This is a genomic window from Alteromonas sp. 76-1 (genome assembly GCF_900654235.1).
Lineage (GTDB): Bacteria > Pseudomonadota > Gammaproteobacteria > Enterobacterales > Alteromonadaceae > Alteromonas > Alteromonas naphthalenivorans.
Window position 1 is genome coordinate 816,485 of sequence record NZ_LR136958.1, and the last position, 15,770, is coordinate 832,254.

Here is a 15,770-nt window from a genome sequence, read left to right on the forward strand (position 1 = left end):
AAAATAACCACTATAATTTCATGCGTATAGCTAAGACCGACGTATAATTAACCCCTGCGTATAAAAATAACTACGTATAACCAAGACCGAGAGAATTATATGAGTTTGTATTCAGAATACATGGCCGAAATCGAGACCCGTAAAGCGGAACTTGGTTTACACCCTAAGCCTATCGACAGTGCAGATTTGCTGTCAGAAATTATTGCTCAAATTAAAGATACGAATAATGAGCACCGTGAAGATTCTCTTAACTTCTTCATCTACAACACACTGCCAGGTACAACAAGTGCTGCAGGTGTTAAAGCTGCATTCCTTAAAGAAATCGTACTAGGTGAGTCAGTTGTTGCTGAAATTACACCTGAGTTTGCGTTAGAGCTGCTTTCACACATGAAAGGTGGCCCGTCTGTTGAAGTGCTTTTAGATTTGGCACTTTCAGACAACGACGCTGTGGCTAAGACAGCTGCTGAAGTAGTAAAAACACAGGTTTACTTATACGAAGCTGATACAGAGCGTTTAGAAGCGTCTTACAACGCAGGTAACGTGATAGCAAAAGACATTCTTGAGAGCTACGCAAAAGCAGAGTTCTTTACTAAATTGCCTGACGTACCAGAAAAAATTGATGTAGTGACTTATATTGCTGCAGAAGGTGATATCTCTACTGATTTACTTTCTCCGGGTAACCAAGCTCACTCTCGTGCAGACCGTGAACTACACGGCCAGTGCATGATCACGCCTGAAGCACAGCAAGAAATTGTTGAGCTAGGTAAAAAGCACCCTAACGCTAAAGTAATGCTTATTGCTGAAAAAGGCACCATGGGCGTAGGTTCTTCGCGCATGTCTGGTGTGAATAACGTTGCACTTTGGGCCGGTGAGGCAGCAAGCCCTTACATTCCATTTGTGAACAAAGCGCCAGTAGTTGCAGGTACTAACGGTATCGCGCCTATCTTCTTAACGACCGTAGACGTGACTGGCGGTATTGGTTTAGACCTTAAAAACTGGGTTAAAAAGACGGATGCTAACGGTGAAGTGGTTCGCGATGCTAACGGCGACCCAGTGTTAGAACAAGCATATTCTGTTGCTACAGGCACCGTGCTTACCATCGACACTAAAGCGAAGAAACTGTTTAACGGCTCAGAAGAACTTGCGGATATATCAAGCGCTTTCACTCCGCAAAAAATGGAGTTTATGAAAGCCGGTGGTTCTTACGCGGTAACGTTTGGTAAGCAGTTACAAACTTTTGCTGCAAAAGTGTTAGGCACAGACGTACCTGAAGTTTATGCACGTTCAAAAGAAGTATCTGTAGCGAACCAAGGTCTAACAGCTGTTGAAAAAATCTTTAACCGCAATGCGGTAGGCGTTAAGTCTGAGACTCCGCTTCACGCTGGTTCAGACGTTCGCGTTAAAGTAAACATTGTAGGCTCACAAGATACAACCGGCCCGATGACATGCCAAGAGCTAGAGTCGATGGCAGCATCAACTATTTCTCCGCTTGTAGACGGTGCATACCAGTCGGGCTGTCACACAGCGTCGGTATGGGATAAGAAAGCCCAAGCTAATATTCCTAAGCTTATGTCTTTCATGAATAACTTTGGCGTAATCACGGCACGTGACCCTAAAGGGGTTTACCATGCAATGACTGACGTTATTCACAAAGTATTGAACGATATTACCGTTGACGATCGCGCTATTATCATTGGTGGTGACTCACATACTCGTATGTCTAAAGGCGTCGCGTTCGGTGCTGACTCGGGTACGGTAGCGGTAGCACTTGCGACAGGTGAAGCGGCGATGCCAATTCCAGAGTCGGTTAAAGTGACCTTTAAAGGCCACATGAAGAGCCACATGGACTTCCGTGACGTTGTTCATGCTACTCAAGCTCAAATGCTGAAGCAATTTGGCGGTGAGAATGTGTTCCAAGGTCGTGTTATTGAAGTGCAAATCGGTACTTTGCTTGCTGACCAAGCATTTACCTTTACCGACTGGACAGCAGAAATGAAGGCGAAAGCCTCAATCTGTATTTCTAACGACGAGACTATGATCAAGTCGCTAGAAGTGGCGAAGAGTCGCATTCAAATAATGATCGACAAGGGCATGGAAAACGATGCCAATATGCTTCAAGGTTTGATTGATCTTGCTGATAAGCGTATTGCTGAAATCGAGTCTGGTGAGAACCCTGCACTAGCACCAGATGACAGCGCGAAGTACTACGCTGAGGTTGTGGTTGATTTGGACCAAATCGACGAGCCAATGATTGCCGACCCAGACGTAAACAACGACGACGTTTCTAAGCGTTATACCCATGACGTTATTCGTCCAGTTTCTTTCTACGACGGCAAAACCGTTGATTTAGCCTTTGTTGGTTCTTGTATGGTTCACAAAGGTGACATGCAGATTATCGCTCAAATGCTTCGTAATTTAGAAAAGCAAAATGGCAGTGTGTCGTTTAACGTACCACTTGTTGTTGCACCACCAACATACAACATTGTTGATGAGCTAAAAGCGGAAGGCGATTGGGACATTCTTACTAAGTACGCAGGTTTCGAGTTTAACGACGACAAGCCAAAAGAATCTGCGCGTACCAAGTACGACAACATCATGTACCTAGAGCGTCCAGGATGTAACCTTTGTATGGGTAACCAAGAAAAGGCAGAACCTGGTGATACGGTAATTGCTACCTCTACGCGCTTATTCCAAGGTCGTGTTGTTGCCGACTCTAACGAGAAGAAAGGTGAGTCACTTCTTGGTTCAACGCCATTGGTAGTGCTGTCTGCTGTGCTAGGTCGCTTCCCTACTATGGAAGAGTACAAAGCTGCGGTTGAGGGTATTAACCTTACTGACTTCGCGCCGCCAGCAGAAGACATGAGCGTTAAAGCTAAGTTCGAGCCAAGCGTTGCTGTTAAAACAGTAGGCTAAAACGCTACTTAACCTTACGTTAAATAGCAACTAGCGTATAAAGCCTCAACCTCGGTTGGGGCTTTTTTATATCTCTTGCCACCCGTATTCTCACCTGTATTCCGCCTGTATTCTAGGCCTCCATGTAAACCAGTCTTAAGCCCAGTTTACTCACGAGTTGATAAGCGTAAGCTTTTTTGTTTTTTAACAAGAATGCCAAAATGAATTTTAAATATTTTATCTTGATACTACTACTCGCGATAAGCCTGCCTACCGTTTCATTTGCCACACCCGTTGCCACCCCCTTTGCCACTCCAGGCACTTACCTAACGTCTGACACAACTGAACCAATTTCTGACTTTGCTAAGCCAATTTCTGATACTGCTAAGTCGATGGCTAACGTCGCCAAGCCAGTGTTTAGCCCGATTAAACGTGTGATAAAGCAGGGTGAAACGCCTATCCAATTGGCAGCGACCTACAATAAGAGTGACTACATCAATATTGCTGAGTATTTGGTTAGCGAAAAGCTAGATGGCGTGCGTGCCCGCTGGACGGGCACGCAGCTTCTTACCCGAAACGGTAATAAAATTCACGCACCTGAGTGGTTTACCAAGAACTGGCCTGATGTAGTTCTTGATGGAGAGCTATGGACACAGCGAAGCAGTTTTGAAGCTATCGCTTCTATTGTACTTAGCCATACGCCTGATGAACGCTGGAAGACGGTGAAGATGATGCTGTTTGATATGCCCGTCAGTCATGTCCCGTTTGCCACACGTTTGTCTAGGATGGAGGCACTGGTAACGCGAGCTAATAGTAATAGTTTAATTATGATCCCGCAGTTTACATTAGGTTCTCAGCGGCTTCTTGAAGCGACAATAGATGAGGTCACCGCAAAGGGCGGTGAAGGCCTAATGCTGCATCACAAAGCTGCCTTTTATCAGGACGGACGCAGTAATCAGCTATTAAAGGTAAAACGGTTCAACGATGCTGAAGCCAAAGTGATTGGCTATGTAAAAGGTAAAGGGAAGTTGGCCGGCATGATGGGCTCGCTTATCGTCGAGACGCCAGAGGGGATACAATTTAAAATCGGCACAGGATTTAGTATGAAACAGCGCCGATATCCGCCACCCATGAACAGTTGGATCACCTTCAAATACTTTGGCGTAACAAAGAAGGGCATTCCCCGCTTTGCGAGCTTTAGGCATGTGCGTCCAGCTAAAGACCTTCCAGATTTATAAGACGTTATGCCCTTGTGGTGTTCAAGCCGAGCTTGGTTTTCACGGTTATCGACTCTACTTCAATAAAGACAAGAAATAATAATAGGGAGCAATAGCGCTCAATAACATTTAATAACCTTGATTGCTTTTAAAGTTTAATTTAACAGTTTTTAATAGTTTTAGTCGTTCAATATCAAGTGCGCTGAATGGCGACTATAAACGAATAATAAGCCTCAAAAATTTAATTTAGGCAGGTTAATCGTTATACTTATGAAGTATTTTTAATCAGACCTTGCGTCAAGATCGTACAAGACCGTTATTCCCATTGCGCAAGCTAAACCAAGAGGAAGACATCGTGTTACAAGACTATCGCAAACACGTAGAAGAACGTGCTGTTGAAGGGATCCCTCCTAAGCCGCTAAATGCTGAACAGGTAGCAGGCTTGGTTGAGTTAATTAAAAATCCACCAGAAGGCGAAGCAGACAATTTACTAGAATTGTTGTCTGAACGTGTTCCACCTGGCGTAGATGAGGCCGCTTACGTTAAAGCCGGTTTCCTAAGTGCTATCGTTAAAGGCGAAGACAGCTGCTCGTTAATTTCAAAAGAAAAGGCCATTGAGCTATTAGGCAACATGCATGGTGGCTACAACATCGTGACATTAGTTGAGCTTCTCGACGATGAGAGCCTAGCGCCACTAGCGGCTAAAGAACTTAAGCACACGCTGCTGATGTTTGACGCCTACCATGATGTTGAAGAAAAGCACAAAGCCGGAAATCAATTTGCCACTGACGTTATTAAGTCGTGGGCAGAAGGTGAGTGGTTTACGTCGCGTAAATTAATGGACGATAAGATCACTTACTCTGTATTTAAAGTGACCGGTGAAACCAATACCGATGACTTGTCTCCCGCCCCAGATGCGTGGTCGCGCCCAGATATTCCACTTCACGCATTAGCCGCTTATAAAATGACCCGTGATGGCTTAGAGCCCGAAGAACATGGCGTTAAAGGGCCAATGCAACAAATTGAAGATGTAAAAAACCAAGGTTATCCCGTTGCCTTTGTGGGTGATGTGGTAGGCACAGGTTCATCACGTAAATCGGCCACCAATTCAGTGTTGTGGTTCTTTGGTGAAGATTTACCTGGCGTGCCAAATAAGCGCGGTGGCGGTGTATGTATTGGTAGCAAAGTGGCACCTATTTTCTTCAATACTATGGAAGACGCAGGGGCCTTGGTATTTGAAGCTGATGTAGAAAAAATGAATATGGGCGATGTTATCGACATCTACCCGTTTGAAGGCAAAATTACCAACCATGAAACAGGTGAAGTGTTAGCGGAGTACGAATACAAATCTAAAGTCATTTTAGATGAAGTACGCGCTGGTGGACGAATTAATCTTATTATTGGCCGCGCGCTTACTGAAAAAGCACGAGAAACATTAGGTTTAGGTGCAACAGATTTGTTCCGAACCCCAGAACAACCTACTGATACTGGTAAAGGCTACACCCTTGCCCAAAAGATGGTAGGTAAAGCGTGTGGCGTTGAAGGCATTCGCCCTGGTACTTATTGCGAACCTAAGATGACCACGGTTGGTTCGCAAGATACTACAGGCCCTATGACGCGAGATGAGCTAAAAGATTTAGCCTGTCTTGGTTTCACTGCCGACTTAACCATGCAGTCGTTCTGTCATACTGCGGCGTATCCTAAGCCTGTAGATATTGAAACACAGCATACCTTGCCAGACTTCATGATGAACCGAGGCGGTGTATCCCTTCGTCCCGGCGACGGCATTATTCACAGCTGGTTAAACCGCATGTTGTTGCCAGACACCGTTGGTACCGGTGGCGATTCACACACTCGTTTCCCATTGGGTATTTCATTCCCAGCAGGGTCTGGCTTAGTGGCTTTTGCTGCAGCGACCGGTGTGATGCCCCTAGATATGCCTGAATCCATTCTGGTTCGTTTTAAAGGCGAAATGCAGCCTGGCATTACCCTGCGTGATTTAGTACACGCCATTCCGTTATACGGTATTAAGCAAGGCTTACTTACCGTAGAGAAGAAAGGCAAAATTAATGCGTTCTCTGGTCGCGTACTTGAAATTGAAGGGCTGGAACACCTAACGGTAGAACAAGCATTTGAATTATCTGACGCATCGGCAGAGCGTTCAGCGGCGGGTTGTAGTATTAACCTTTCAGAAGAGTCTATTGCTGAATACCTTAACTCAAACATCACTATGCTTCGTTGGATGATTAACGAAGGTTACGGCGACCCACGTACGCTTGAACGCCGTGCTCAGAAGATGGAAGAGTGGTTGGCCAACCCTGAACTTATGCGCGCCGATGCAGATGCTGAGTACAAGGAAATCATCGAGATAGACCTCAACGACATTAAAGAGCCTATTGTGTGCTGCCCGAATGACCCTGATGACGCGAAAACCTTATCAGACGTTGCTGGTGAGAACGTAGATGAAGTCTTTATCGGTTCATGTATGACAAACATTGGTCATTTTAGAGCGGCCGGTAAATTACTCGAGCAGTTCAATAAAACCTTACCCACCCGTTTGTGGATGTCGCCACCCACGAAAATGGATAAGGCTCAATTGATGGAAGAGGGCTACTACAACATTTATGGGCGAGTGGGCGTGCGTACAGAAATGCCTGGGTGTTCATTGTGTATGGGTAACCAAGCACGTGTAAATGCAGGTGCTACGGTGCTGTCTACCTCTACCAGAAACTTCCCTAACCGTTTAGGTGATGGGGCGAACGTGTACCTTACGTCGGCCGAGTTAGCGGCGGTAGGTGCTATCGTTGGCCGTATTCCAACGGCAGAAGAATACATGGAATATGCGAGCAAAATTAACTCCATGTCGTCTGAAGTATTTCGCTACTTAAACTTCGATAAAATGCCAAGTTTCAAGAAGGCAGAGGAAGAGGCGAAGGCCAATATCATTCCAACGTTGAATGTTGCCTGATTTAGTGTATAAACTACAAAGCCGGGCACCGTAAGTGTCCGGCTTTTTTTATGGGTAAAAGGAATGTCTAATGGCTAAAACTACTTTCATCGCAATCGCGCTATTTGTGCTTCTAGGATATGGCGCTTTAAATGCCAGCGCACAAATGGAACCTAGCGTAGAGTTTGATCAAATCACCTTAACGATTGATGGAAAACTTTACCAAATGGAATACGCGCACTCTTTTGATCAACGTGCCCAAGGGTTAATGTTCAGAGAATCTCTGTGTGATGACTGTGGAATGTTCTTTAAGTTTGCATCGTCGCGATACGCCAGCATGTGGATGAAGAATACGAATATTGCTTTAGATGTCGCCTATATCGACAGAAATGGCGTAATTACAGATATAAAACCTCTAGAGCCTCACGACCTAACGTCTGTGCAGGCGACTAAAGAGGTACTCTACGCGCTAGAAATGAACCAAGGGTGGTTCGCTTCACACAATATCAGTGTGGGTGACCAGATAGAAATTAATCGTTAAACCGGTGCGAATAACCTATTCGCCGGTCATTATCGAGCACTGTGCTCGGTAAAAGAAATTCGGAGTAAAATCGTGGCAAATGCTTTAACCATCGCCAAGTTCGGCGGAACCAGTGTTGCGAACTATGAAGTGATGCAAAACTGTGCGCGAATTGTTGCCTCAAACAGTGCGACCCGTATCGTGGTTGTTAGTGCATCAGCAGGGGTGACAAACCACCTGGTGAATTTAGCGCACAGCCCACTTACCCAAGAGCAAATAGAATCTACTTGCCAGTCTATTGTTAATATTGAACTTGCCATTCTCAACAAGCTTGCAGATAAAAACTCGGTTGAAAGCAAGCTAAATGATTTGCTTGATGAAATGAAATCCCTAGCATTTCACGAAGAGATTTTACATAGAAACGATTTGAAAGATCAGTTGCTTTCTATGGGTGAGCGCATGTCGTCATTGATGTTCAGTGCAGTCTTAGCCGAACAAAAAGTAGCTGAACAAAATGTGACTACCATGAACTTCGATGTACGCAAAGTCTTGCGCACCGACAGTGAATTTGGTGAAGCAGTGCCACAGATAGACACCATTGAAGCTTTGGCAAAGCAATTGCTGGCCCCTGAAATTGAAAATGCCATTGTGGTTACACAAGGGTTTGTGGGTGCTGATGATGAAGGGCGAACTACGACCTTAGGTCGTGGTGGTTCTGATTTTACTGCCGCGCTTCTAGCAGAAGCATTAGACGCTGACGCCTGTGAAATATGGACAGACGTGATTGGGGTTTATACTACCGATCCACGTATTACTGCTGCTGCTCGCCCATTACCAGAACTTAGCTTTGAAGAAGCGGCTGAAATGGCGACATTTGGTGCTAAGGTGCTGCATCCTGCCACCATGGAACCAGCCCTTCGTAAAAATATTAAAGTGTTCGTAGGTTCAAGTAAAGAGCCAGAAAAAGGCGGTACTTGGATTGTTCGAGACTGTGTAGAAGAGCCACCTTATCGTGCCATTACTCGCCGTAAAGACCAAGTTATGGTAACAGTAAAAACACCTAAGATGATGTACGCACAGGGCTTTCTACAGCAGGTTTTTGCCATCATCGCTAAGCACAAGCTAAGTGTTGATTTGGTGACTACATCAGAAATTTCGGTGTCGTTTACCTTAGACAACCCTGCCAATTCAGTGGCACAGCGCTTAAACAAAGAAACCATTGCAGAGCTTGAAACTATTTGTGATGTGAAAGTAGAGAACGGTTACGACTTAGTCACTGTAGTAGGTAACCACATGCAAACCGCCATTGGTGTGTCTAGCAAGATTTTTGCTGCGGTGTCTGACTTTAACTTACGCATGATTTGTTTCGGTGCTAACCCGCACAACCTGTCATTCTTAGTGAATGAAACTGACAGCGATAAAATAGTGAAGGACTTACATAAAGCGCTTTTTGAGTAGCGTGTAATGTGTTTTGTCACAGACAAAAAAGGGAAGGTTTTTAACCTTCCCTTTTTCATTTAACGCTGAGTGTTTAAGTTAATCTAATTCAATTAAAATAAACCAAATACTCAGTGTGATTTTATACCTTAAACTGACGGATAGATTGCTGTAGTTCTTCAGCAAGCCTTGCCACTTCATGGCTAGAGTCAGAAGTTTGCTGGGCACCTGAAGTGGTTTCTTCAGCAATATTAACGATAGTTTCAAGCTTCTCGCTAATTTCTTGTGATACCGTATTTTGTTCACGTGCGGATTGTTCAATTTGAGAACTTACGTCGTGGGCTTTGTGTACCGCTTCAGAGATGATATCTAGCGCTTGTGTCGCTTTTTCCGTTTGCTCTACACAGGCTACTGTTTGCTCTTTACCTTGATTCATTACTGATACCGCGCGTTCAGCACCCGCTTGAAGTACCTCAATCATCGCGTTAATTTCTTGCGTAGACTGTTGCGTTCGGCTCGCTAGTGTACGTACTTCATCAGCAACTACCGCAAAGCCTCTACCTTGCTCACCCGCACGGGCAGCTTCAATGGCGGCATTCAAGGCAAGTAGGTTAGTTTGGTCGGCCACGCCGCGGATAACATCAAGAATACCCCCGATGCTAGCGCTGTCTTGATGAAGCTTGTTGATAACATCGGCAGCGTCTTGAACGTCTTTGGCGAGAATTTCGATAATACGTTTATTCTCAAGTGAGATTTGACGTACATTTTCAGCTTCGGCATCAGCATGGCGAATTTGGCTCAGCGTATCTTCAGCGTTTTGCACTACTAATTGTGAGGTAGAGTGCATCTCTGTAGTGGCGGTTGCCACTTGGCCAATTTGCGACTTCTGATCTTGAATCGAATGCGTGGTTTGCGCAGTAACGGCTGAGGTTTGTTCTGATGCCGCGGCAAGTTGCTCGGCACGGGTATTAATTCCTGAAATCAGCTCTTTGAGGTTGCCAATTAGGGTATTACAGTTTTTAGCTAACAGACCAAATTCATCTTGAGCAGAATCGTCAAGGCGATGTGTTAAGTCTCCAGATGATGCTACGGTAAGCAACTCGTTCACGCGATAAAGAGGACGGGTAATAGCTCTTACCGTCACGTAACCAATCGCAGCGGCTATCAAAATTGAAAATATTACCACCGCTATAATGATGATATTGCCTGTAGTAATAGCACCATTCACTTGATTTTCTACGTCTTTTGCTTTTGCGTCCGCAAGCGCTAGTAATTGTTCAAGTTCAACAATACCATTTGCAATGTTCTTATCTGATGCATTAAGTGCCGCCTCAGAATCGTTTCTGCGTTCTAGCCTCTCTACATGCAACGCCATTACGCCGTCACTGGCTGTAATCGCATTAAGGGCATCGTTAACCAATTCATTAATATCGCTAAGCGTACCAGACTGGTCTCGCTGCCCAGCGGCTTGGCTCATATCGCTAAGTAAAGTAGCAACCTTATCTACCACTAAGTCAACTTCGTTACCCAGGGTTTGAGAGCGTACGATAGTTTCGGTCTTTACGTATTCATAAGAAACGGTAAGTAGAGAAAGTAATGAGGTTTCTAGTTGGCTACCAATATCTGCTGCGCGTCTAAGATTTGGGTCACTTTGCACTGCGTCAAGGTCAGAAAAGTCTAGTAGGTAAGTAGACGCATCGTCAGCGTTATCTTCAGCATCACCTAAACGGTCGTCAATGGTGTTTCGGATATCCATGAATTTTTGGTGGTTCAGGTAAACCGCTTCAACATTCTTAATGTAGTTATCATAGGAAGCTCGAACACTGTTTAACTTACTTTGTAGTTCAGGTTCATTGGCAACTGCAGTGGCAAGCTTCTTATATTCAGTCTCGAACATATCTCGGCTTTGATTGAATGCTGTGCGCTTTTCCTGAAGGCCAGACAAATCTTCTTCAATATAGGCTTCGAATGTCAATCTACCCATGTTTAGGAAGTTCGCTTTTAAGGCGTTACTACCCGCGACTGTAGGAAGCGCAACGTCATTTACCTCTTCGGTTGCTGAACCAATGGAATTGAGGTTAAACAACGAAACAACGCTAATGACAATCAGTAGACAAGTAATTGCTACAAAACCGCCGACTACGCGAGTGGCTACTGTAATCTTCATTGAAACTCCTAGACTATTTTTTATTCTTTTGCGTGACGATACTACCCCGCACTACGTCCAAAATACACCTCAATGACCTAGAGGAAGGTATTAAAATGTATAACATGAACGGTAATGGGATTATAGACTAACGTATATAACCAACGTATCGGCAGGTAAGCCATTAAGTTAACAAGTAAAGCACAAGAAATTGCGATTTAGTAGTTTGCTGTATCAATTAAGTCATTTACGCATGTACTTGGATGAGTTTACCTGTATTGACGTCCAGCATGGTCATTTCTTGACCCCAAACATACCCAGTGTCTAGCGCGACAAAACGATCATCTTGCGTCTCGCTGTTAAGTGCAGCCCAATGACCGAAGAGTACCTGTTCTTGTGCCTTAAGATGAAGGTTATCTACCTTGAACCAAGGAACAACAGATTTCGAAGCCTGAGCAGGGTGGGTTTTCGTCTCAAACTCTAAGCTAGTATCTGCGTGTAGAAAGCGCATTCTGGTGCACGCGTTTACAATAAAGCGGGTTCGCGATTCACCTTCAAGTTTATCAGACCATTTAACCGGTGTGTTGCCATACATGTTTTTTAAAAAATCAGTGTAGTGCTTCGATTGTAATTTCTTACTGACTTCATCGCTTAAGCTGACGAGTGTGTCTGTACTCCAGTGAGGGTAGAGACCGGCATGTACGATGGTGTGATTGTCATTGATTTTTTTCGCGAGGGGAAATTGGCGAAGCCAATCTAGTAGTGCTTTTAAATCGGGAGCATCAAGCAAGGGCTGTAGGTTGTCAGCTTTCTTAGGTTTACGAATTTTGTTCGCAACCGCAAGCAAGTGAAGATCATGGTTTCCTAGTACGGTTTCAAAACTGCTACCTAAGCTTTTTAGAAACCGTAAGGTGCTTAACGAGTCTTCGCCTCTGGCAACTAAGTCGCCGACGGCGAAGAGTTTATCTTTATCCGCAGAGAATTTGGCTTTCTCCAGCAGTCGCTGTAGCCCGCTATAACAACCTTGAATATCACCCACGACGAAGGTGTTGCGATAAGTCATAAATCTCAAAAATCAGTGAAGAATGTTGGGAACCGCTAAACGGAATACTTCAATTGGAACACGAAAACGTTCTCCGTTTTCACGCTCCATTTCGTAATAGCCTTGCATATTTCCTACCGGGGTATCAAGTACTGCACCACTGGTATAGTCAAAATCTTCGCCCGGTTTTAATATGGGTTGTTTACCCACAACACCTGAGCCACTCACCTCTGAGGTTTTACCATTAGCATCGGTAATTTGCCAGTAACGATTAATAAGTTGTACCGTTTCCTGGCTGTCATTCACAATGGTCACGTGATAAGCGAACGCAAATTGTGGCGAATCAGAAGGTAGGTGCTCGGGAAGGTGACGGGTTTTCACCCGCACCTTAATTTCAGACTCATTCATAAGCTAACTTTAATTTTCTTGTGCTTCTTCTAACGCTGATACTGCATTCGCTATAGTGGCGAAATCCTGCAAGGATAGCACTTCAGCCCTTACGGTTGGGTTTATACCCAGCGCGCTGATTTGTGCTTCAGTAAGACTTTCTTTTAACGAGTTTCGTATTGTCTTGCGACGTTGATTGAACGCCTGCGCGCATACTCGCTCAAGGGTGGCTACTGAAACCACATCTACTGGCGGTGTTTTGTGCGGAATAAGACGTACTACCGCAGAATCAACCTTCGGGGGCGGCTTAAAGGCACCTGGTGGCACATTGAGTACCGGCATAACCTTACAATAGTATTGGGCCATTACCGATAATCGGCCATAGCTTTTAGAGCCATGCCCTGCAGCTAAACGATTCACCACTTCTTTTTGTAGCATGAAGTGCATGTCATCTACGCACGCAGCGTGAGAGAACAGGTGAAACATTAGCGGCGTTGAAATGTTATACGGTAAGTTACCAAAAACGCGCAACCCTTTATCTTTCACGGGCATAGTTTTAGCCAGCTCGGTGAAATCCATGGTCATCGCGTCTTGTTCAATAACAGTTAGCTTATCGCCGTTAAACGGATGTTCTCGTAAACGCTTAGCCAAATCTCGGTCAAGCTCGATAACGGTAAGTGCTTCAACTTCATCGCAAACAGGATCGGTTAGCGCGCCTAAGCCAGGGCCGATTTCAACCAAGTTTTGCTCGTGTTGCGGATTAATGGCCGACACGATTTGTCCAATCACATAGTCGTCGTGAAGGAAGTTTTGTCCGAAGCGTTTTCTGGCCGTGTGGCCTAAATGTGTTTTACTCATTGTTGATGATGTGCAAGCTCAATGGCTTTTTCCAATGCTTTTCTGAAACTGCCAGGATCGGCATTACCATGGCCTGCTAAATCTAGTGCAGTACCGTGATCGACGGATGTTCTTATAAATGGAAGGCCAAGGGTAATGTTAACCGAAGCGCCAAACCCTTTATATTTTAGCACGGGAAGGCCTTGGTCGTGGTACATCGCAAGAACAACATCTGCATCTTCCAGATATTTAGGCTGAAATATAGTATCGGCAGGAAGTGGCCCGGTAATATTTAGCCCTTCTTCACGTAACTCGTTTAGCGCCGGAATAATGGTTTGAATTTCTTCTGTGCCAATATGACCATCTTCACCTGCATGGGGATTAAGCCCACACACGTAGATATGCGGATTACGAACACCAAATTTTAGTTTAAAGTCGGTGTTAATAATATGGAGCACTTTGTGAAGGCGTTCTTTAGTAATAGCGCGAGATACATATTCTAAAGGAATATGCGTAGTGGCTAGTGCGACATTTAAGCCTTCTGTTGCCAACAACATGACAACATCAATCGTATTGGATTGATACGCGAAAAATTCAGTATGACCACTAAAAGATACGCCAGCCTTATTGATAATGCCCTTGTGCACCGGTCCGGTGACTACCGCATGAAAGTCACCTTCCATGTTTGCTTGGCACGCTTGTCGAAGGGTTTCTACTACGTATAACCCGTTCTCACTATCTAAGGTTCCTGCAACCACATCGGCCGCTTTATCAATTTGCTTAATAAACAGCGAACCCGCAGGCTGAACCTGCGGGTTTGATGCATCATAAGGAAGCAGTGTAAGCGGTAAACCAAGTGCTTTCGCTCTGGTTTCAAGTATCTCGCCATCGGCGAATACCACTAACTGAGCTTGCCATGATTCTTGAGCCAGCTTGATAATTAAGTCTGGCCCAATACCGGCAGGCTCACCTGGTGTTACTGCAATTTTTATCGGTGTCATTTATGCTCTATATATTACTCGATAACTTCAATGTAGGCAGCGTCGCGCATTTCACGTAACCAGTTTTCCGTTTCTTCTGCGAACTTTCTGTTGAAAATAAGCTGATACGCTTTGTCTTCTTTGCGGCGCTCTGTTGCGTCGTCTACACGTCTATCGATTAATTGGATTAAGTGCCAACCGTGTACTGAACGTACTGGGTCGCTGTATTCACCAGCTGATAATTGCGCAAGGGCGTCTTTAAAAGCTGGTACGTAGTTGTTTGGATCTGACCAACCAAGCTCGCCGCCTTTAAGGGCTGAACCTGGATCTTCTGAATGTTCTTTAGCAAGATCTTCAAATTCAACTTCACCCGCTTCAAGCTGAGTTCTGAATTTTACTAGCATCGCTTTGGCTTTGTCTTCACTGAGTATGATTGAAGGCTTAACGAGGATATGACGAGAGTTAACCTCTTCAATAGTGACTTTTTCAATGCCTCGAGTATCTAATACTTTCAAGATATGAAAACCAGCACCACTTCTAATAGGGCCGACTAGCTCGTCTTTTGCTTTACCCTGAATAGCTTCAGCAAACAAGGTAGGCATAGCGTTAATGTTCAACCAACCCATGTCACCACCTTCTAAGGCTTCATTACCTGATGATGATGCGATAGCTATTTTAGCAAAATCTGACCCAGAATTTAATAGAGAAAGTACTTTGTCTGCACGCTCTCTTGCTGCATCGATTTGTTCGTCGGAAGGATCCGATGGAAAGCCAATAAGAATGTGGCCTAGACGGTATTCTTCTTGTTCTGCACCTTGTTGTTCCATAAGTTCAATAAGGGTTTCTCTTTCTTGGTCGGTAATATAAACACGGCGGCGAACATTCGCGCGACGTACTTCACCCATCACGATTTCTTCGCGTATATCTTCACGGTAATCTTCATAAGCGATGCCTTCTAAACGCAATTGTCTGCGTAGTTCATCTACCGTGGTATTTTGGTTTGCAGCAATATTTGCAATGGTTTGTTCAAGCTGTGGGTCGCTTATTTGGATACCCATTCTTTGTGCCATCTGCAACTGAAGACTTTTGGTGATTAAACGCTCAATGGCTTGAGTACGCAGTGCGCGGTCAGAAGGAAGGTCTTGCCCATTTGCCTCTGCGTTACGTTTAACGTCATTCATGAGTGCATCGACTTCACTTTGAAGTACAACACCCTGATCGACAATAACCGCTACGCGGTCAAGCATTACTTCTTGCGCGTAGCTGCTAAACGACAACACTGCACTGACTAACAAGGCCCGGATTATGAACTTCATACTCACTCTTTTATTATTGGTTAATGCTTAACGTAGGGCTACTCCCCAC

The 15,770-nt window shown here is 44.7% G+C and carries 11 protein-coding genes; 5 read left to right on the top strand and 6 right to left on the bottom strand.

Annotated features, from left to right (window positions below; genetic code table 11):
• Positions 1-99: 99 nt before the first annotated feature.
• The 5 genes from ALT761_RS03435 to lysC all read left to right on the top strand — a co-directional run bounded on the left by ALT761_RS03435 (position 100) and on the right by lysC (position 9,034).
• Positions 100-2,913: a bifunctional aconitate hydratase 2/2-methylisocitrate dehydratase gene (locus ALT761_RS03435; RefSeq protein WP_129736565.1), complete on the top strand. Its 2,814-nt coding sequence runs from the start codon at positions 100-102 to the stop codon at positions 2,911-2,913.
• A gap of 200 nt (positions 2,914-3,113) precedes the next feature.
• A complete protein-coding gene (locus tag ALT761_RS03440) occupies positions 3,114-4,130 on the top strand; it encodes a DNA ligase (RefSeq protein ID WP_129736567.1) in 1,017 nt (338 codons plus the stop codon).
• A gap of 334 nt (positions 4,131-4,464) precedes the next feature.
• Positions 4,465-7,077: a bifunctional aconitate hydratase 2/2-methylisocitrate dehydratase gene (gene acnB, locus ALT761_RS03445; RefSeq protein ID WP_129736569.1), complete on the top strand. Its 2,613-nt coding sequence runs from the start codon at positions 4,465-4,467 to the stop codon at positions 7,075-7,077.
• Positions 7,078-7,147: 70 nt separating this feature from the next.
• Entirely contained in the window at positions 7,148-7,597 is a 450-nt protein-coding gene (locus tag ALT761_RS03450) for a DUF192 domain-containing protein (RefSeq protein ID WP_129736571.1), read from the top strand.
• 72 nt (positions 7,598-7,669) lie between these two features.
• Positions 7,670-9,034: a lysine-sensitive aspartokinase 3 gene (gene lysC, locus ALT761_RS03455; RefSeq protein WP_129736573.1), complete on the top strand. Its 1,365-nt coding sequence runs from the start codon at positions 7,670-7,672 to the stop codon at positions 9,032-9,034.
• A gap of 121 nt (positions 9,035-9,155) precedes the next feature.
• On the opposite strand, the gene ALT761_RS03460 is transcribed toward lysC, so the two are convergent.
• The 6 genes from ALT761_RS03460 to surA all read right to left on the bottom strand — a co-directional run bounded on the left by ALT761_RS03460 (position 9,156) and on the right by surA (position 15,727).
• Complete coding sequence (locus ALT761_RS03460; protein ID WP_129736575.1) at positions 9,156-11,180, bottom strand: HAMP domain-containing methyl-accepting chemotaxis protein; 2,025 nt, start codon at positions 11,178-11,180, stop codon at positions 9,156-9,158.
• Between the two features lie 226 nt (positions 11,181-11,406).
• Positions 11,407-12,222, bottom strand: coding sequence for a symmetrical bis(5'-nucleosyl)-tetraphosphatase (locus tag ALT761_RS03465; RefSeq protein WP_129736577.1), 816 nt, complete (start codon positions 12,220-12,222; stop codon positions 11,407-11,409).
• Between the two features lie 12 nt (positions 12,223-12,234).
• Positions 12,235-12,609: a Co2+/Mg2+ efflux protein ApaG gene (gene apaG, locus ALT761_RS03470; protein WP_013785396.1), complete on the bottom strand. Its 375-nt coding sequence runs from the start codon at positions 12,607-12,609 to the stop codon at positions 12,235-12,237.
• 9 nt (positions 12,610-12,618) lie between these two features.
• A complete protein-coding gene (rsmA, locus tag ALT761_RS03475) occupies positions 12,619-13,446 on the bottom strand; it encodes a 16S rRNA (adenine(1518)-N(6)/adenine(1519)-N(6))-dimethyltransferase RsmA (RefSeq protein WP_126872480.1) in 828 nt (275 codons plus the stop codon).
• Positions 13,443-14,426: a 4-hydroxythreonine-4-phosphate dehydrogenase PdxA gene (gene pdxA / locus ALT761_RS03480; RefSeq protein ID WP_013785394.1), complete on the bottom strand. Its 984-nt coding sequence runs from the start codon at positions 14,424-14,426 to the stop codon at positions 13,443-13,445. Before pdxA ends, rsmA begins: the two co-directional genes overlap by 4 nt.
• A 14-nt stretch (positions 14,427-14,440) precedes the next feature.
• Positions 14,441-15,727, bottom strand: coding sequence for a peptidylprolyl isomerase SurA (gene surA / locus ALT761_RS03485; protein ID WP_269472494.1), 1,287 nt, complete (start codon positions 15,725-15,727; stop codon positions 14,441-14,443).
• Positions 15,728-15,770 lie beyond the last annotated feature (43 nt).